Raw genomic sequence first — 17,499 nt, 5'->3', positions numbered from 1 at the left:
CCCCCCCCCCCCCCCCCCCCCCCCCCCCCCCCCCCCCCCCCCCACCCCCCCCCCCCCCCCCCCCCCCCCCCCCCCCCCCCCCCCCCCCCCCCCCCGCTGCTGTGCCTGGCGAACCGTCAGAGCAGGTTCAGTTCGCGGGCCCGTTCGATCACCTCTCGCCGCCTGCCGACCCCCAGCTTGCGGTAGATGTTCTTCATGTGCGTCTTCACCGTGTTGACGGACACGTAGAGCATCGAGGCGATCTCGCCCGCGGACAGCGTGCCCTGCAGGTAGCGCAGGACGGCCAGTTCGCGTTCGGTGAGCGGCTCGGCCAGCTCGCCCGCCACGGCGGCCGGGCGGCCGAAGCCGTTGAGCTCGGTCGCGATGTCCTCGGCGACACCGCGGAAGCCGCTGCCCGCCGGTAGGTAGGTCACCAGCAGCTCCCGGACCGGCTGGCCACCTGCCACGAACGGCCAGCGGATGCCCTCGTCCTCGGCGCAGCGCAGCGCCTGCTCCAAGGCCCGCCCGGCCTTGGAACGGTCGCCGAGGGCGCGCAGCGCCCGGGCACAGGTGAGGTTGGCGTCGACCGTCCACACCAGCGACCCGGTGGTGTACTCCAGGAACGGCTGGACCGCGCCGAGAGCGGCCGCCGGACGGCGTTCGGCGAGGTGCGCCTTCGCGCGCACCACCCCCAGCCACGGCGTCAGCAGCTCGACCGGTTCGAGGTTGAGCAGCCGCTTCGCCGCCTCCACGTCGCCTGCGGCGAGCCGCAGCTCCGCCTCGGCGAGCGTGACGCAGTGCTGGAGCCTCGGCGTGTACCGCCAGTCCGCGAGCTGCCGCCGGATCGCGGCGAGCTCGGTGCAGGCGGCCCTGGCGTCGCCGGCGGCGGCCCGGATGTGCGCCCGGGACATCGTCGCCACCGCGACCAGCCCGGGGTCGGCGAGCCCGCCGCCGTCCAGGGCCCGGTCCAGGTAGTGCTCGGCCGCCCGCACCCGGGCCTGCAGGTAGCAGACCTCGGCGACGGTGAGCTGCGCCCACACGACGTCGCTGCCCTGGGTCTGGCCCTCACGGTCGGCGAGGGCCAGCGCCTCCTTGCCGTAGCGCATCGCCGCCGACAGCCGCCCGCGGGTCACGTTGAGCTGCGCGAGCTGCCGCAGCGCCGCGAGCTGCGACTGCACGCCGCCGCACCGGCGGGCCAGGCCGAGCGCCTCGGTGAGCGCGAGCTCCGCCTGCGCCAGGTCGCCCTGCAGCAGCCGGGCGCCGCCGACGGCGACCAGGGCCAGGGCCCGCATCCGCGCGGTGTCCTGGTCGTCGAGACCCATGTCGTCGCGCAGCAGCTGCGGCGCGGTCGCGAGGATCAGGTCGGGCTTGCCCGACTGGTGCGCCTCGGCCATGCGGAAGCTGTCGACGATGGGCCGCAGCGCCGTACGGGCCGACTCGACCAGCGTGTGCTGGGACCGGTCGACCAGGTGCAGGAACGTCTCCGTGCCCTGCGGGTCGCTGGCGTCGAGGCGCTCCGCGGCGAACGCCAGGGCCAGCTTCGGGTCGTTGCGGACCTCCTGCGGCGGCGGCGGGACCAGCTCCTTGATGGTCCGCAGCCGGGCCCCCGGCACCAGCTCCTGCCAGCTCGCCGCGAGCAGGTCGGAGGCCTGCCCCCAGTTGCGGGCGGCGAGCGCGTGCCGCAGCGCGTCGGCCGGCAGGTCGTGCGACGCGAACCAGTCCGCGGCCCGCCGGTGCAGCTGGCGGACCTGCTCGGGCCGGCGGTGCCGCAGCTCGTCGTACAGCATGAGCCCGAACAGCGGATGGCACCGGTACATGCCGGCGTTGCCGCTGCCCTGCACGACGAACAGGTTGGAGTGTTCCAGCGAGCCCAGGATGCGGGCGCCGTCGACCCGGCCGGTCAGCGCCTCCACCAGCTCCGCGCTGACCTGGTCGAGGACCGAGGTGCAGAGCACGACCTCGCGGATGTCCTCCGGCAGCGTGTCGAAGACCTCGCCGACCAGGTACTCCCCCAGCGCCCGGTCCTGCAACGCGAACCGCGGCACGAGGCTGTCCGGCTCCGGGTGCCCCTGCACGGCGAGGGCGGCGAGTCGCAGTCCCGCCGCCCACCCCCGCATCACCGCGTGCAGCTCCACGAGTGCCGCCTCGGCGAGCCGGACGCCGTGCGCGTTGAGCATCTGCGCCGTCTCGTCGAGGGTGAAGCCGAGCGCCCCGTTGCGCAGCTCGGCGAGCGCGCCGCGGATACGGAAGCGGTACAGGGTGAGCGCCGGGTCGGTCCGGCAGGCGATGACGAGGCGCAGGCGGTCGCCCGCCTGGGAAAGCAGCGTCTCGAGCTCGCCCCACACCCGCGGGACCGAAAGTTCCTGCAGGTCGTCCAGGATGACGACGACCGGCGGGCCGGGCCGGCGCAGCAGCACGACCAGTTCGTCGAGTGCCTCGCCACCGTCGGCGGGTGCCGCGGTGACCTGGTGCTCCGCGGTGGCCGCCGCGACCGCACCCAGCACGTGTTCCCAAAAGCGTGGGCCGTGGTGCGCCTCGACGGTCAACCACGCCAGCGGCCAGGGCGATCGCCCGGCCGCCACCCACTCTGCCAGCAGGGTGGTCTTGCCCCACCCCGCCGGAGCGGAGATCAATGTCAAAGGCCCCGCCACCGCCCGATCCAACGCGTCCAGAAGACGTGGTCGTGGCACGTGATAGCGGGGCGGCTCAGGCACTGCGAAGTGCAGTACAGGACGGGTGATGGTGTCAACGAGCGTTTTCTGCCCCAACGTTTTTCGCCCCCTCCCACCCACCGCAGCACGGCGGATGACCACGGGATTGTGGGGCGATTAAAGGTGAGGACGCCTCACCCGTAGGGGGTGAACAAATGACGGTGCGTCATCACCCGAGCCTCCGGACGCATCGGAAGCCGACGTGGCAGCTGCCGTTGTCGACCGCCTCCGGCTGCCGCGCCGCCGGACGGAACCGGTGGTCATAGCCGGTGGAGCACAGGTAGGAGCCGCCCTTGACGACCCGGCTGGCATAGACGGCCGCCCCTGCCGGGGTGTCGACGCGCGGGTTGTCGGCGACCTCACCCTGCGGCTGAAGAGGGTCATCACCCAGGTCGAACCTGGCGTTGCCGGAGCGGTAGTAGTCCGACGTCCACTCCCACACGTTACCGACCACGTCGAAGAGCCCGTAGGCGTTGGCGGCGAACGCACCGACCGGGCTGGTGCCGTGCCCGCCGTCGCTGCGGTCGAGCCACGGGAAGATGCCGTGCCAGATGTTGGCCCGGCCCGGCTCGGGTTCGTCGCCCCACGGGTAGACGGCCTGCTCGAGCCCGCCACGGGCGGCGAACTCCCACTCCGCCTCGGTCGGCAGGTCCTTGCCGGCCCAGCTCGCGTACGCGGCGGCGTCCTCGTAGGCGACGTGCACCACCGGGTGCGCGGACTTGCCACGGATCGACGAGTCGGGACCCCACGGATGTCGCCAGGACGCGCCGGGCTGGAACTCCCACCACACCCGCCAGTCGCGCAGCGGCACCGGGCCCGGTGGCTGCACGAACACCATCGAGCCCGGCTGCGCGCCCTGGCCGGCGTCCGGGCCGTCCGGCCCGGGTTGTCGCTCGGCCACGGTCTCATAGCCGGTCTCGGTCGTGAACAGGGCGAACTCGGCGTTCGTGACGGGATGCGAGTCGATCCAGAAGCCGTCGACGGTGACCTTGCGCACCGGCGCCTCTTCCGGATAGAAGCCGTCCGCACCCATGGCGAACGTGCCACCAGGTATCCAGGCCATCTCCACGACCGCATTGTGCTGGCGGCGCCGGGTGAGAAGTCCTCACCCGGCGGGGGTGACGGTCACTCCATCGATGGACGCGCACTTCAACTCACACGGGCAGGGTGATGTCCGGTCATCCGGATGCACCGAACGATCGGCTCAAAAGCACCGGTTCGCAATTTCCGCAAGGGAGGGAGGTCGCCACACGAGCTTCGCCGGATCCGGCCGCGGCGCCTCCTCTCTTGTCCGCCGCGGCCGGACGACGAACCTGCTCGGTCAGACCTGCCGACCTGCCTCCTGCCGGTGTCCCGCTCGTGCAGAGGAAGGAACACAGAGGCCATGACCAAGAGCAGAGCCGTGTGGTTCGGCTGGGTCACCTTCGCGGCCGTCATGCTCGTCGTGCTCGGGCTCCTCAACGTGCTCGAAGGACTCGTCGCGCTGCTGCAGAACCAGGTGGCGTTCATCGACGGCGACAGTCTGGTCGTCGTCAACCTGACCGGCTGGGGCGTGGTCCTGCTGGTCTTCGGCGGCCTGTTGCTGGCCGCCGGGATCGGGCTGATGGCCCGCAACGTCGTCGCCAGGGTGGCGGCGATCGTCATCGTGGCGCTGCACATGCTGGTCCAGATCGGCTCGCTCGGCGCGTACCCGGTGTGGTCGATGCTGATGCTCACGCTGAGCGTCGTGGTGCTCTTCGCGCTCACCGTGCACTGGGCGGAGTCGGAGCCGCCCACGACGGCGCCGGCGGTGCCCGGCAGTCACCGGGCGGACCGCGACTTCCAGTCGGCCGACTACCAGGGGTACGGCGTCGGCATCCCGATGAACGCGCCGACCTCACCGAGCCATCCGGGCGCACGGCCGTCGGGCGCACCCGCGCAGGGCGCCACGCAGAACGTCGGACCCTATCCACCCGGCGGCCCGTACCCGGCAGGACGGCCCGGGGCGGCCGCGAGGCCGAACGAAGGAGCGCACTCCGCTGAGACGACCGGCCGGCACGGCGACATGGCCGCGCCCGGCGAGACGCCACAGCCGCCCAGGTACGGCGACATCGGCGGCGGCGGCGCGCACTCCCGGCACGACGAGACGGCACGGTGGTCCACGGACCAGCCGCGGCACGCCGCACCCACGTCGGATCACGGCGTGATCTGACAGCTCCCCGCCCACCCACTGCAGAAGACACAGAGAAGAAGGTGGCTGCCCCCGTGGCAGCCACCTTCTTCGTGTCCCGCTTCATGTCCGGATAAAAAGAGTGTCCCGGCAGAAACGTTCGAGGCGCCGACGCGGGCCTGGGAGCGCGTCGGCGCCTCTCGCGCCGTCCTTCGGTGTCAGACGTCTCTAGGTGGGGACTTGCGATGGGTGGGCGGCCTCCTCCGGATCAGCCGCCCACCCATCGGCTCCCGCCGCCCTCGCTGAAGAGCGCCCGGTGCGCAGGATGCGGGCCGTGTCCACCGCTCCTCCTGCCCCGTTGAGTACCCCCTGCTCAACGGTGTTCACCTGACGCTCCAGCTGGGTCGTCACGCCGGGGACCACCGACGACGTGACGCCCGCGGCTGGCGGGAACGGGCGGACCATCATCGATGGTGCAGCAGTCACCATCAGGGCCGCCCGCAGTTCGTTCATGGCAGGAATCCTGCTGGCTGTCCGAGTGATGCGTCCTCACCCCGGCGGGGTGATCAGCCAGCGGGCAGATCGTCACTCCGCACAGGTGGGGCAGGGCACGGCCGGCCGCCGCGACGCTCGACCTACATCGGTCTCAAGGAACGGAGCACGACGATGGCCACGTTGACCGTCTGGAAGTTCGACACCCCCGAGGGCGCCTCCAGAGCCGCCGAGAAGCTCCAGGACCTCGCGAAGCAGGGTCTGGTGACCGTGGAGGACGCCGCCACCGTCTCCTGGCAGCAGGGCTCCGACAAGCCCAAGACCCGCCAGCTGCACAACCTCACGGCGCGCGGCGCGCTCGGCGGCATGTTCTGGGGCATGCTCTTCGGCCTCATCTTCCTGATCCCGCTGTTCGGCATGGCGGTCGGCGCGGCGGCCGGTGCCATCGCCGGCTCGCTGACCGACGTGGGCATCGACGACGACTTCATCAAGCGGACCCGCGACGAGATCCAGCCGGGCACGTCCGCGCTGTTCGTGCTGACCACCGACGTGGTCGTCGACCGGGTCCGTGACGCGTTCGCCGGCGACCGGCCCAAGCTGATCCACACCAACCTGTCCAAGGAGCAGGAGGACCACCTGCACGAGGTCTTCGCCTGATCCGCCCCTGAAACCTGATCCGGCCCGGAACAGGGCGATGCCCGGTGGTCCACGATGGACCACCGGGCATTTCGGTACGGGGCAGAACGTCGTTCAGGCGTTGGACAGGTTGGCCATCTCCTTCTCCGCGGTCTCGACCTCCGCGATCAGCTTGGCGTGCTGCTCGGACAGGGCGTCCAGCAGATTTCTCGTGGTCTGCAGGCTCTCGGAGCCGATCGAGCGGGTCGACGCCAGCAGGTGCTCGGCCGCCTCGCGCTGCCGCTGCCGGCGGGTGTCCCACTGCACACGGCGGGCCTGCTCGGCGCGGGCCTCCTCGGAACGGCGCTGCGCCAGGGCGGTCTGGAAGTCGCGGATCGCGTCCTCGGCGTGCTTGCGCGCGTCGGCGAGCATCGCCTCCCCCGCGGCCCGCGCGCTGTCGAGCTGCTCGGCGGCCTGCCGCCGCAGGTCGTCGGCCTCCTGCTCGGCCAGCTCGATCATCTGCTGGATCCGGCCGCCGACGGCCTTGGAGCTCTCGTCGCCGCACGTGCACTGGCGCAGCTCCGTGTTGAGCCGCTCGACCTTGCCCGCCAGCTGCTGCTCCCGGTAGCGCGCCGAGGCGAGCTCGGTCTCCACGGTGGTCAGCCGCATCTGCAAGGTGGCGACGTACCGGTCGACCTGGGCTCGGTGGTAACCCCTCAGGCTCAGCTCGAACCCGTTCTCGCCGCGGAGCTCGATCTCGCCGACAAGCGCGCTCATCCTGGCTCATCCCCCTCCCCGCTCGTCGACGCGACGGGCGATAGCGGGAACGCTGCCGACCAGTGTGGTGACCACGCGTCATCCGTTCCGGGTGAGCCTTCTGCGCGTGGCGCGCCGGTGCAGCGACGTCGATGGAACCGTTGCTACGCAAGGCAAACAGCCACATCCGTCAAGGGAAGACCACCCAGGCAGGGTGAGGCCCCGCTGCTGCGGGCGGTGCTTTGCTCGTCACGTTTGGCGAGGTATGAAATCGGGGGGCACCGAGTGTCGCAAGCGTTGGTACAGCAGGATCGCCGTGGAACGGCCCCGTCGACGTTGGCGGTGCCGGATCTGCCGCCTGGATACGTGCTGCGCGATCGCGTCGTGCAGCAGCTGGACGCCGCGGTCCGGGCGCCGCTGACCCTGGTGACGGCGCCCGCCGGCTGGGGCAAGACCGCGGCGCTGGTCGCGTGGGCCCGCACCGTGCGCATCGGCGACGAGCTGCCGGTCGTGCGCTGGGTGACGTCGCACTCGCCGGACGGCGCCGACGTGCCGGGCCGGCTGCGCGGCGCGCTGTCCGCCGGGGACACGGCGTCCACCGGGGACGCCAAGACCGACCTCTACGCCGACGACCTGCCGCGGGCCGTCGACTCCCTCGACCGCCCCCACGTGGTCGTCGTCGACGACGTGCGCGAGATCAGCGACCAGGCCGCCCTTGCCGAGCTGGAGTCGCTGGTACGGCACGGGATGGGCAAGCTGCACCTGGTGCTGTCCTGCCGGCGGGACCCGGCGCTGCCGCTGTACCGCTGGCGGGTCAACGGCTCGCTGACGGAGATGCGCACGACCGACCTGTCGCTGACCATCGCCGAGACCGCGCAGCTCCTCGCGGCGCACGACGTGGTCCTGCCGGGCAGCACCCTGTACGAGCTGCACTCGATGACCGAGGGCTGGCCGGCCGGTGTGCGGCTCGCCGCGATGGCGATGCGCGGGCACCCGGAGCCGGAGCGGGTCCTCGACGACGGCGGGCCCTACAGCACGGCCGTCGGCGACTTCCTCACCGGCGAGGTCATCGAGACGCTGCCCGCCGACACCCGCCGGCTGCTGTTCGACACGGCGGTCGCGACCCGGCTCAACGCCGGCCTGGTCGAGGCGATCACCGGCCGCGACGACGGCGCCCGGGTCCTCGCGGAGCTCAAGGGCTCCAACGCGTTCCTGACCCGCAACGCCGGACCCGGCGGCTGGTACCGCTTCCACCCGCTCTTCGCCCGCACGCTGCACTCCGAACTGCTGCGCCGCAACCCGGAACGGGTCGCCGAGCTGCACCGCAGGGCGGCGGCGTGGCACGCGACCTATGGCATCCCGGCGGAGGCGATGCGCCACTCGCTGCTCGCCGAGGACTGGACGACCGCGGTCGAGACCCTCGACCGGCACTGGCCCGACATCGTCGGCGGGGTCCGCTACGACCGCCCGCACGAGGCGGCGCCGCACGCGCCGGCCGGCGACGAGCACACCGACCCCCGGCTGGCCCTGGCGTTCGCGGCGGAGCGCCTGCGCGTCGGCGACCTGGAGGGCACCCGTGACTTCCTGCGCCGCAGCAACCGCGCCACCGACACCCCGCCCGCCACCACTGCGCCCGCCGGCTCGCCCGCGGCACCCGGCCAGGCCAAGGAGCCGGGCGCCCCGTCCGGCGGCGGCACCGGCGCGCCCGCCGGCAACGGCGGCTCGAACGGCACCCCGGCCGGCAACGGCACCAGCGCCGGGACCGGCGCGGCGGGTGGCAACGGACCCGGCGCCGTGAACGGCCCGCACCACCAGAGCACCCAGAACCATCCGGGCCGCACGAACATGCCGGCCGCCGCGGGCGGCCCCGTGGGCGGGACGGGCCCGCGCAACAGCGGCCCCGTCGCCGGCGGCCAGAACCTCGGCGGCACCGGGCAGAGCGCGGGGCAGAGCACCGGGCAGAGCACCGGGCAGAGCGGTGCGGGCCTGCCCGCCACGCTGCACGTCCCGGCCACGCAGGGCGGCGCGACGGCCGTCATGACCGCCCCCGCCCCGAACGGCACGCACCAGGACCAGGTCAAGGAGCAGGCCCAGGAGCAGGAGCAGGTTCAGGAGCAGGTCAAGGAGCAGCCGAAGGGACAGGTCCGCCTCAACGCCCGCATGGTCGCCGGCTTCGCCGCCGCCGAGGCGTGGCTGTCCGGCGACCCGCGCAGGGCCCTCGCCGCCCTCGGCGAGCTCAACCGCCCCGAGGAGCAGACCGACGAGGTCCGGGCACTGTCCATGCTGGACGAGGGCGAGGCCCGGCTGCGGCTGGGCGAGCTCGCCGCCGCCGGAACGCCCCTGCACGGCGCCCTGGTGCTCGCCCAGCGCACAGGCATGACACAGACCCAGGTGTGCGCCGCGGCACAGCTGTCGGTCCTGGAGTCGTCCCGGGGACGGCTCCGCGCCGCGGCCAGGCTCGGCCGCCAGGCCCTGGTGACCGCGGACCGCTTCGGCATCACCGACGCGACCGACCTCGGCTGGGTGCGGATGGCCCTGGCCAGCGTGTACGGCGAATGGGACCGCATCGCGGAGGCCGACCGCCTCCTCGACGAGGGCCTCGACCTGGCCGCCGGCGACCCGGACCTGCTGGTCGCGATCGCCACCGTGCGCGCGCGGCTGCGCCACGGCTCCGGCCGGCTCGCCGCCGCCCTGGAGGTGCTGCACACGGCCCGCCGCGAGCTCGGTGGCGCGGCGCTCGCCCCGAGCGTGGAGCGGGCCCTCGCCCTGACGGAGGCGGAGCTGCGGATCAGCGGCGGCGACCTCGGCGCGGCCCGGCGGCTCATCGCCACCGGCGGCGACCCGGACATCTACGCCGGCTGGGCCGCCTGCGTCGACGCGTCGGCGGCGCTGGTCGAGGGCAAGGCGGCCGCCGCCGCGTCGACCGCGCAGCAGTACGCGACCCCGTCGGTGGACACGGCGCTGACCTGGACCGTGCACGCCGCGATCCTCACGTCGCTGGCCGGCCGGGCGCTCGGCGACCGCAACCGGGTCCTGCGCGGTCTCGAGGTGGCTCTCGACATCGCGGAGGAGGAGAGCTTCCGCCGGCCGTTCCTCGTCGGTGGCCACCCCGTCCGGGATCTCCTCGCGAACTTCGCGCCGCTGCTGCCCGTGTACCACCCGCTCGCCGCGGAACTGGCGGCCGGCTCCTCCCCGCTGTCGGCCGGCGGCCGCGGCGCGGACGGCAGCCTCGTCGAGCCGCTCACCGAACGCGAGCTGACGGTGCTGCGCTACCTGCAGGGCACGATGTCCAACCTGGAGATCGCCTCGACGCTGTACGTGTCGGTCAACACCGTCAAGACGCACGTGAAGAACATCTACCGCAAGCTGCACGCCGGCCGCCGGCGCGAGGCTGTCGAGCGGGCGCGGGAACTGCGGCTGCTGTGATCCTCGTCCGGGCCGTCGACGAGGGCCCCGGACCGGCGGCGGCGGCGACCCGCCGGTGCGTCTGGGGTGCGCTCGCGGCCGTCGTCGCATGGCCGGCGCTCAACGTCGCCGGAGTCGCCCACGCGCAGATCGCCGCGGCCGGGGTCGGGCTGCTGACGGTCCTGCCGCTCGCGGGGCCGGCGCTCGGGGTGGCGCTCGCCGCCGGACTGGTCCTCGCGTCGGGGCAGCCCTTCTCCCCGGCGCTCGCCCTGGCCGCCGCGTCGCTGATCGCGCTGGTCGGGGTACCGGCGCAGCACCTGCCGAAATGGGTCGGCCCGCTGTCCGTGCCGGTGCTCGCGGCCACGGCGCTGCTCGGCGGCGCCCTCGGCGGCCTGCCCGGCGCCCTCGCCACGGTGCTGCTGGCCAGCGCCGGCTCGACCGTGGTCCGGCGGGTCCGGCATGCCTGAGCGCCCGGAGGCCGCCGGGTGCCCGCGCGGGCGGCGGACCGGCGCGTGATCGAGTACCTGCGCGGGCGGCGGACCGCGATCGTGCGCCGGCAGGCCACGAATGCGCTGGAGCGAGGGCTCGCGGGCGGCGCCGGGCAGCCGCGCACCGGACCGTTCTGGCCCGCCGACAACTGGGTGTTCGTGGTGTACGCGGCCGCGCTCACCTGCGCCGCGGCCGTCGTGCTCGGCATCCACTGGCTGAACGCGCCGCCGCTGGGCCGCACGATCCTGGCGGCCGTCGCCGCCGCCGGCTTCCTGCTCGCCGGGCTGCACCTGGTGAAGACGCCGGCGAGCCGGGAACGGGCGCTGCGGCAGTTCCTCACCGACCCCCGGGACCGGGCCGTGTTCGAGGAGGCCGCCGCGCACGCCGACCGGATCGTGCTGACCTGGCCGGCCCTGGAGCGGCTCGGCGACCCGACCGACCCGCGGGACACCCTGGAGCGCATGCTGTGGGACCTCGCGCACGCCCTCGCCGAGCGCGGCGAGCTGCGGACGGGGGTCCGGGAGCTGCGCGCGTCGGTCGGCGAGCCGATCGGCGCCGGTCTGCTCTTCGCGGCCGTCACGGACCGGCAGGCGGAGCTCACCGCGCAGCTGACCACCGTCGACGCGGAGGTGGTCCGGCGGGTCGAGCGGCTGCGCAACCTCGCCGGGCTGTGCCAGGGGTTCCTGGACCACCGGGCGGCGCAGACGCGGGCCAAGGTGCGGGTCGAGGCGGCCGACGCGCTGCTCGGCGCGATCAGCGCCCGCCCGGGCCGCGATCCGGAACCCGTCGAAACGCTGACGGAACGGACGGAAACGGTACTAGCCGCATACCGCGAGCTGGCCGACGAGTTCGGGTAGCTACCCTGCCGGGGTGCTGAAAACCAGGCAGTTGACCGGTTTGGTGACCGGGCTCGGGATCGCCGTGGCGGCCGTAGGGCTCTTCTTCGCCTATCTGCGGATGGCGTACGCGTTCCCGATCAACGCCGATGGCGCCAGCAACGCGATGCAGGCGCACGAGATGTTCCACGGCAACCCGCGGCTGACCGGCTGGACGCTGTCGGACGTCGCGTTCTACCCGACGGAGCTGATCCAGTACGCGGCGATCCAGGTCTTCACCGGCCCCACCGTGCAGCAGATCCACATCGCCGCCGCGATCACGTACACGATGATCGTGCTGCTGGCCGGGGTCCTCGCGAAGGGCCGCGCGACCGGCCTGGAGGCGTGGCTGCGCGTCGGGGTGGCCGTCGCGATCCTGCTCTGCCCGGTGCCCGGCACCGGCTACCAGACGCTGCTGTCCTCGCCGAACCACACCGGCTCCGCGGTCCCGCTGCTGCTCGCGTGGGGCGCGATCGACCGGATGCGCGACACGAAGGCAAAACCGGTCGTGGTGGCGCTGCTGCTGGCGTGGGGTGCCTGGGGTGACCCGCTCGTCACGTTCGTCGGCGCCGTCCCGCTGGCGCTGGTGTGCCTGGTGCGGGCGTTCCGCCTCGGCGGGTCGTTCCGCAGCCGCCTCGCCAGCACGGACTTCCAGCTCGCGGTCGCCGCCGGCGTGTCCGTGATCCTGTCGCACCTGGCGACCTGGGGGCTGAAGGCGATCGGCGGCTACCACACGCCGAAGCCGCCGATCGAGCTGTCGCCGCTGGACGAATGGTTCCACCGCACGCACATGACCGCGCGGATGCTCGGCGTCCTGTTCGGCACGCACCGCCCCGGCTGGCAGGGCAAGTGGGTCCAGCAGGGGGTCTCCTACCTGCACCTCATCGGCTTCCTCGTCGCGCTGGTCGCGGTGTCGATCGTGCTGCTGCGGACCCTGCGCGGCACCGCCGACCGAGTCGACTCGATCATGGCGATCGCGATCTGCTGCGACATCGGCGCGGAGATCGTCTCGACGCTGCCGGTCGACCTGATGGCGGCGCGGGAGATCTCGCCGGTGCTGCCGATGGCCGCGGTCCTCGCCGGCCGGATCGTCGGGCCACGGCTCGCCGCGGCCCGCTGGCGGCAGGGGGTCCTCGTCACCGTCCTGGCGCTGCTGACGCTCAACCTGGTGGCGTACTCGCCGCCGCGCGCCGAACCGTCGGAGGGTCAGGTCGTCGCCGACTGGCTGCGCGAGCGCGACCTCGCCTACGGCCTCGGCGCCTACTGGGTGTCCAACAACATCACCGTCACGACCCGCGGGAAGGTGACGGTCGTGCCGGTCATCGGCGACGTCGACCGGGTCGTGCCGATGTGCTGGCAGTCCAAGACCAGCATGTACGACGCGGCGCACGACGCCCGGTTCATCGTCTTCGAGAAGGACCGGCCGTTCTACGGCACCCCGGACCAGGCGATGAAGATGTGGGGCCCGCCGAAGCAGCGCTTCGACACCGGCCGCTACGCCATCATGGTGTACGACATCAATCTGCTGGCCGGATTCCCGCCACCCTGCTGATCACCTTTCGTCGATACGATCGGCCGCGTGCGCAGATTCGTCGTCTGGGGTGACAACGCCCTCGCGCGGAGGCTGGTCGGGGAGCTCATCAACAGTTACGGCGCACAGGTGACGGTCGTCGTGCCGGCGCTGACGCAGAACCTGGCACCGGAGATCGCCGAGATCTGCGCGCCCGACCCGTGGTCGATGGTCGTCGAGGAGCGCCGCCTGACGGCGGCCACGTTCCTGCGGCCGGAGCTCACCGAGGCCGAGGCGATCGCGTTCGTCGACAACGACGACGTGGCCAACGTCGACGCCGCCCTGATCGCCCGCGAGGCGCTGCCCGACGTGCGGGTCGTGCTGCGGATGTTCAACACGGTCCTCGGCGCGGGCGTCGCGTCGCGGGTCCGCAACTGCGCGGTGCTGTCGGCGTCGGAGATCGCCGCGCCCGCGTTCGTCGCCGCGGCGCTCGGCGACAACACCCCGACGTCGATCGAGCTGACCGACGGCCAGCGGCTGACGGCCGTCGACCGCTCCTCGGCGAACCCGACCGACGTGCGGTGCGGGCTCGCCGTGACGGCCACCGAGGAGACCCTGCCCGCCGACGACGACGCCGCCGACCTGGTGCTCGTCAGCGTCTACGGCCGGGTCCAGCCGGCGCCGCCGCGGGTCGGCCGGCACCCGCTGCGCACCACCCGGCTGGTCCTCAGGGGCGGGCTGCGCCGGGTCCTCGTCGGCGTCGCCGCGCTGCTGGTCACCGGCAGCGTCGTGGTCGCGTCGGTGCGGGACCTGAGCCCGTGGCGGGCGCTGTACGTCACCGTGCTCACCACCCTCGGCGGCGCCAACGCCGACCTCGAGGCCGACCGGATCAGCCAGGCCGTCGACCTCGCGCTCGTCATCGCGGGCGTCGCGGTCATGCCGGCGGTCACCGCCGCCGTCGTCAACACGCTCGTCAAGGCCCGGCTGAAGATCGCCGCCGGCGGCCTCGCCGTCCCCGTCGGCGACCACGTGATCGTCATCGGCCTCGGCAACGTCGGCACCCGGGTCGTGCAGGGCCTGCACGAGCAGGGCATCGACGTCGTCGCCGTGGACCGCTCGCCGACCGCCCGCGGCGTCGCCGTCGCCCGTGGCCTCGGCATCCCGGTGATCCTCGGCGACGCGAAGGACACCGAGATCCTCCGGACCGCGTCGGTGGCCACCGCCCGCTGCCTGGTCATGGTCACCACCGACGACGTCACCAACCTGGAGGCGGCGCTGCTGGCCCGCTCGCTGCGCGCCGACCTGCGGGTGGTCCTGCGGCTGTTCGAGGAGGACTTCGCCCGGCGGATCAAGGTCGCGTTCGGCATCGACCACTCCCGCAGCGTGTCCTACCTGGCCGCGCCCGCGTTCGCCGCGTCGATGGTCGGCAGTGAGGTCGTCGACACGATCCCCGTCGGCCGCCGGGTGCTGCTCGTCGCCGAGGTCCGGGTCGGCGCCCGCTCACAGCTGGAGGGCAGCCACTTCCACGAGGTCAGCGTCCCCGGCGAGCTCCGGCTGGTCGCGGTGCAGACCGGCCGGCCGGGGCTCGCGGAGGGCGTGCAGACCTTCTGGTGGCCGGAGCGCAACCGCGGCCGGACCCTGGACCGCGGCCACACGATGGTGGTCGTCGCGACCCGGGCCGGTCTCGTCGGGCTGCTGGAGCGGGCCGCGGGCCGCCCCTGACGGTCGCCGGCGCCCGCGGCTCCGGGCTGCGGTCACCCGCTGGTCAGGATGACCGGGCCGTCCTCGGTGATCGCGACCGAGTGCTCGGTGTGCGCGGCGCGGGAACCGTCCACCGTGGACACCGTCCAGCCGTCGCTGAGCAGGCGGTGCCGGTCGGAGCCGCTCTCGATGACCATCGGCTCGATCGCCAGGGCCAGGCCGGGACGCAGGGTGAGCCCCCGGCCGGCCCGCCCGACGTTGGGCACGTGCGGGTCCTCGTGCATGGCGGTGCCGATGCCGTGGCCGCCGTAGCCGGTCGGCATGCCGTAGCCCGCGGCCCGGCACACCGCCTCGACGGCCGCCGAGATGTCGCCGAGCCGCCCGCCGGGCCGGGCGGCGGCGATCCCGGCCGCGAGGGCCTCGGCGCACGTGTCCGCGAGCCGCCGCGCGGCGTCGTCGATCTCGCCGACGCCGATCGTGACCGCGGAGTCGCCGTGGTATCCGTCGATGTGCGCCCCGAAGTCGATCGACAGCAGGTCACCGTCCCGCAACGGGCGCCTGCCGGGGATGCCGTGCACGATCTGGTCGTTGACCGACAGGCACAGCACCGCCGGATACGGCACGGGCGCGAAGGACGGCAGATAGTCCAGGAACGACGACTTCGCCCCGTGCGCGGCGAGCATCTCCCTGGCGAGCTCGTCGAGCTCCAGCAGGGTCACGCCGGCCTTCGCCCGCTCGCTCACGGCGCGCAGCGTCAGCGCCACGATCCGGCCGGCCTCACGCATCGTCTCGAGCTCCGCAGCGCTCTTCAGAACCACCATGGCGAAGATTCTAATACCAGGATTATCATCGACGCATGGTGCGCAACCCGTTGACCGCAGACGAACGCCATCGCGGCCTCGTCCTGGGCAGGCTCCTGCAGCAGGCGCGGGGCACCCGCAGCGCCGCCGCCGTCGCCTATGAGGCCGGCATCTCCCTCGACACGCTGCGCAAGATCGAGCGCGGCGCCATCGCCACCCCGGCGTTCTTCACCGTCGCCGCCCTGGCCAAGGCCCTCGGGCTGGACCTGTCGGTGCTCGCCGCCGACCTCGACTCCTCCGAGAGCGCCGCGCACGTCGCCTGACGCACCCCCGGATCCCGGGCGTCCCGCGGGCCACCGGCGCCGGGCCGGACCAGAACCCGTTCGACGCGCTCCCCGCGGGGCTGGTTCACTTGCTGGCGTGAATCCGCGGCGGTACGGGGCCATCGACGTCGACTACCCGGAGACCGGCGGCGCCCGGGGCGCGCTGGTGATCGCCGGCGAGCCGGCGTTCGCCGGTCCGCTCGACGAGCGGGTGACCTGGCTCGACGAGGTCGCGCCGTACGAGCCGGGCGCGTTCTACAAGCGCGAGCTGCCGGCGGTGCACGCGCTGCTCGACCCGCTGCCGCCGCTGGACCTGCTCATCGTCGACGGGTACGTCGACCTCGACCCGGACGGCCGCCCGGGCCTCGGCGCGCACGTCGCCGACGAGCTCGGCATCCCGGTCGTCGGCGTGGCGAAGACCGCGTTCCGCAGCGCCACCCACGCGATCGCCGTGCGCCGCGGCGGCGCCGAGCGGCCCCTGTTCGTCACCGCGACCGGCCTCCCGCTGCCCGACGCGGCGGCGCTCGTCACGGCGATGGCCGGGGCCTTCCGCCTGCCGGACGCCCTGCGCCGGGTCGACGCCCTGGCCCGCGGCCGAGCGCTTCCGCACCATAGTCTTCATATGTAGACTTTCGGGTATGCCGAGGTTGCCGCACACGTCGCCGCAGACGCTGCTCGTCTTCGAGACCCTGCTCGCCGCGCCCGGCGCGTGGCGGTACGGGTACGACCTGAGCCGCGAGACCGGGCTGGCGTCCGGTTCGCTGTATCCGATCCTCATGCGGCTCGCGGAGGGGTCGCTGCTGGAGACCAGGTGGGAGCCCGCGGAGCAGCCCGGTCGTCCGCCGCGGCACCTGTACAGGCTGACCCAGGACGGCGCGGCACTCGCCCGGCAGCGGCTGGCCGCCCGTGCCGCCGCCGCGTCCTCGCCCCGGCTGCGCCCGCGGGCCGCGTCGTGAGCGCCGCGCACCGGCTGGCTCGCCGGGTGCTGACCGCGGCGTTCAGCCGCTCCCGAGGCCCCTGGGGCGCGGCCGTCGTCGCCGAGCTCGACCATGTCACCGGCACGTGGGCCGTCGTGCGCTGGACCCTGGGCGGCCTGCGGGTCGCCGCGCGCACCCTGATGCCCGTCACCCTGCCGCGCCGCCGCGCCGCGCGCCTGGTCCTCGCGGTCACCGTGGTGTCCGCGGGCGCGTTCGCCACGTTCACGGTCCGGGGGATCCCGTCCGGCGCGATGGCGCAGACCCTAGGTATCGGCGACCACGCGATCGTCGACCGGCTGACGTTCCGGGTCACCGGCGTCGACCGCGGCGACATCGTCGTGCTGCGGGTCCCCACCGGGGACGGCGGCGCGTTCACCACCGTCGACAGGGTCATCGGCGTCGGCGGCGACACCATCGACTGCGCCGGCGGCCGGGTCCGCCGCGACGGCACGCCACTGGACGAGCCCTACGTCCACGGCGCGGCCACCGACTGCGCGCCGGTCACCGTGCCCGACGGGATGCTCTACGTCCTCGGCGACAACCGCGGGTCCGCCCGGGACTCCCGGAACTACGGCCCGCAGCCGGCCGCCAACGTCCGCGGCACCGTCCTCCTGGCCTAGCCGCGGTGGCACGTTTCGGGGATTCAATGCTTCCCGAGAGTGCCTAACGTTGTGTTCAACAGCGACAACGAGGGCACACCGGATACTGGGGAGTTGC

16 protein-coding genes are annotated in these 17,499 nt (G+C 73.6%); 11 read left to right on the top strand and 5 right to left on the bottom strand.

Annotated elements, in window-relative coordinates; all coding sequences use genetic code 11:
- Positions 1-116 precede the first annotated feature (116 nt).
- Entirely contained in the window at positions 117-2,669 is a 2,553-nt protein-coding gene (locus ACZ6TV_RS54230; protein ID WP_465309428.1) for a winged helix-turn-helix domain-containing protein, read from the bottom strand.
- Positions 2,670-2,859: 190 nt separating this feature from the next.
- Positions 2,860-3,753, bottom strand: a complete 894-nt coding sequence (locus tag ACZ6TV_RS54225; protein WP_465309430.1) for a formylglycine-generating enzyme family protein — start codon at positions 3,751-3,753, stop codon at positions 2,860-2,862.
- A gap of 321 nt (positions 3,754-4,074) precedes the next feature.
- Between ACZ6TV_RS54225 and ACZ6TV_RS54220 the strand changes: the two genes are divergently transcribed.
- Positions 4,075-4,881, top strand: coding sequence for a DUF7144 family membrane protein (locus ACZ6TV_RS54220; protein WP_465309426.1), 807 nt, complete (start codon positions 4,075-4,077; stop codon positions 4,879-4,881).
- 186 nt (positions 4,882-5,067) lie between these two features.
- Here the strand turns inward: ACZ6TV_RS54220 and ACZ6TV_RS54215 are convergent, their stop codons facing one another.
- Positions 5,068-5,352 (bottom strand): hypothetical protein, encoded by a 285-nt coding sequence (locus ACZ6TV_RS54215; protein ID WP_465309424.1) that lies wholly within the window; start codon positions 5,350-5,352, stop codon positions 5,068-5,070.
- Between the two features lie 153 nt (positions 5,353-5,505).
- Between ACZ6TV_RS54215 and ACZ6TV_RS54210 the strand changes: the two genes are divergently transcribed.
- The gene (locus ACZ6TV_RS54210) at positions 5,506-5,988 is read left to right on the top strand and encodes a DUF1269 domain-containing protein (protein ID WP_465309422.1); all 483 of its coding nucleotides are present in this window, start codon (positions 5,506-5,508) and stop codon (positions 5,986-5,988) included.
- Between the two features lie 93 nt (positions 5,989-6,081).
- On the opposite strand, the gene ACZ6TV_RS54205 is transcribed toward ACZ6TV_RS54210, so the two are convergent.
- On the bottom strand, positions 6,082-6,723 hold the full coding sequence (locus ACZ6TV_RS54205) for a hypothetical protein (protein ID WP_465309420.1): 642 nt from the start codon (positions 6,721-6,723) through the stop codon (positions 6,082-6,084).
- A 363-nt stretch (positions 6,724-7,086) separates the two neighbouring features.
- Here ACZ6TV_RS54205 and ACZ6TV_RS54200 point away from each other — a divergent pair, with 363 nt between their 5' ends.
- From ACZ6TV_RS54200 to ACZ6TV_RS54180, 5 genes are read left to right on the top strand one after another with little or no spacing between them, the layout of a single operon-like run.
- Positions 7,087-10,128, top strand: coding sequence for a winged helix-turn-helix domain-containing protein (locus ACZ6TV_RS54200; protein ID WP_465309418.1), 3,042 nt, complete (start codon positions 7,087-7,089; stop codon positions 10,126-10,128).
- A complete protein-coding gene (locus ACZ6TV_RS54195; RefSeq protein WP_465309416.1) occupies positions 10,125-10,574 on the top strand; it encodes a hypothetical protein in 450 nt (149 codons plus the stop codon). Before ACZ6TV_RS54200 ends, ACZ6TV_RS54195 begins: the two co-directional genes overlap by 4 nt.
- A gap of 45 nt (positions 10,575-10,619) precedes the next feature.
- Positions 10,620-11,453, top strand: coding sequence for a hypothetical protein (locus ACZ6TV_RS54190; protein WP_465309414.1), 834 nt, complete (start codon positions 10,620-10,622; stop codon positions 11,451-11,453).
- Between the two features lie 13 nt (positions 11,454-11,466).
- Positions 11,467-13,023: a hypothetical protein gene (locus tag ACZ6TV_RS54185; protein ID WP_465309412.1), complete on the top strand. Its 1,557-nt coding sequence runs from the start codon at positions 11,467-11,469 to the stop codon at positions 13,021-13,023.
- 27 nt (positions 13,024-13,050) lie between these two features.
- Positions 13,051-14,703: a potassium channel family protein gene (locus ACZ6TV_RS54180; RefSeq protein ID WP_465309410.1), complete on the top strand. Its 1,653-nt coding sequence runs from the start codon at positions 13,051-13,053 to the stop codon at positions 14,701-14,703.
- A 32-nt stretch (positions 14,704-14,735) separates the two neighbouring features.
- Here the strand turns inward: ACZ6TV_RS54180 and map are convergent, their stop codons facing one another.
- Entirely contained in the window at positions 14,736-15,503 is a 768-nt protein-coding gene (gene map, locus ACZ6TV_RS54175) for a type I methionyl aminopeptidase (RefSeq protein ID WP_465309408.1), read from the bottom strand.
- A gap of 35 nt (positions 15,504-15,538) precedes the next feature.
- Here map and ACZ6TV_RS54170 point away from each other — a divergent pair, with 35 nt between their 5' ends.
- The 4 genes from ACZ6TV_RS54170 (at position 15,539) to lepB (ending at position 17,402) form a co-directional block, all read left to right on the top strand.
- Entirely contained in the window at positions 15,539-15,805 is a 267-nt protein-coding gene (locus ACZ6TV_RS54170; RefSeq protein WP_465309406.1) for a helix-turn-helix domain-containing protein, read from the top strand.
- 97 nt (positions 15,806-15,902) lie between these two features.
- Positions 15,903-16,433 carry an endonuclease V gene (locus tag ACZ6TV_RS54165; RefSeq protein WP_465309404.1) on the top strand — a complete coding sequence of 177 codons (531 nt, stop codon included), beginning with the start codon at positions 15,903-15,905 and terminating at the stop codon, positions 16,431-16,433.
- Positions 16,434-16,443: 10 nt separating this feature from the next.
- Positions 16,444-16,761, top strand: a complete 318-nt coding sequence (locus tag ACZ6TV_RS54160) for a PadR family transcriptional regulator (protein ID WP_465309402.1) — start codon at positions 16,444-16,446, stop codon at positions 16,759-16,761.
- Positions 16,758-17,402 carry a signal peptidase I gene (gene lepB, locus ACZ6TV_RS54155; protein WP_465309400.1) on the top strand — a complete coding sequence of 215 codons (645 nt, stop codon included), beginning with the start codon at positions 16,758-16,760 and terminating at the stop codon, positions 17,400-17,402. Before ACZ6TV_RS54160 ends, lepB begins: the two co-directional genes overlap by 4 nt.
- Positions 17,403-17,499 lie beyond the last annotated feature (97 nt).

This window comes from Dactylosporangium sp. NPDC051087 (assembly GCF_055586325.1).
The sequence above is the reverse complement of the archived record's forward strand: the minus strand, read 5'-3'. Positions and strand labels throughout refer to the sequence as shown.

Coding starts and splice junctions, on each gene's coding strand:
- ACZ6TV_RS54225 (WP_465309430.1), bottom strand. CDS start 3,753: ATGGCCTGGATACCTGGTGGCACGTTCGCCATGGGTGCGGACGGCTTC.
- ACZ6TV_RS54220 (WP_465309426.1), top strand. CDS start 4,075: ATGACCAAGAGCAGAGCCGTGTGGTTCGGCTGGGTCACCTTCGCGGCC.
- ACZ6TV_RS54215 (WP_465309424.1), bottom strand. CDS start 5,352: ATGAACGAACTGCGGGCGGCCCTGATGGTGACTGCTGCACCATCGATG.
- ACZ6TV_RS54210 (WP_465309422.1), top strand. CDS start 5,506: ATGGCCACGTTGACCGTCTGGAAGTTCGACACCCCCGAGGGCGCCTCC.
- ACZ6TV_RS54205 (WP_465309420.1), bottom strand. CDS start 6,723: ATGAGCGCGCTTGTCGGCGAGATCGAGCTCCGCGGCGAGAACGGGTTC.
- map (WP_465309408.1), bottom strand. CDS start 15,503: ATGGTGGTTCTGAAGAGCGCTGCGGAGCTCGAGACGATGCGTGAGGCC.
- ACZ6TV_RS54170 (WP_465309406.1), top strand. CDS start 15,539: ATGGTGCGCAACCCGTTGACCGCAGACGAACGCCATCGCGGCCTCGTC.
- ACZ6TV_RS54160 (WP_465309402.1), top strand. CDS start 16,444: ATGCCGAGGTTGCCGCACACGTCGCCGCAGACGCTGCTCGTCTTCGAG.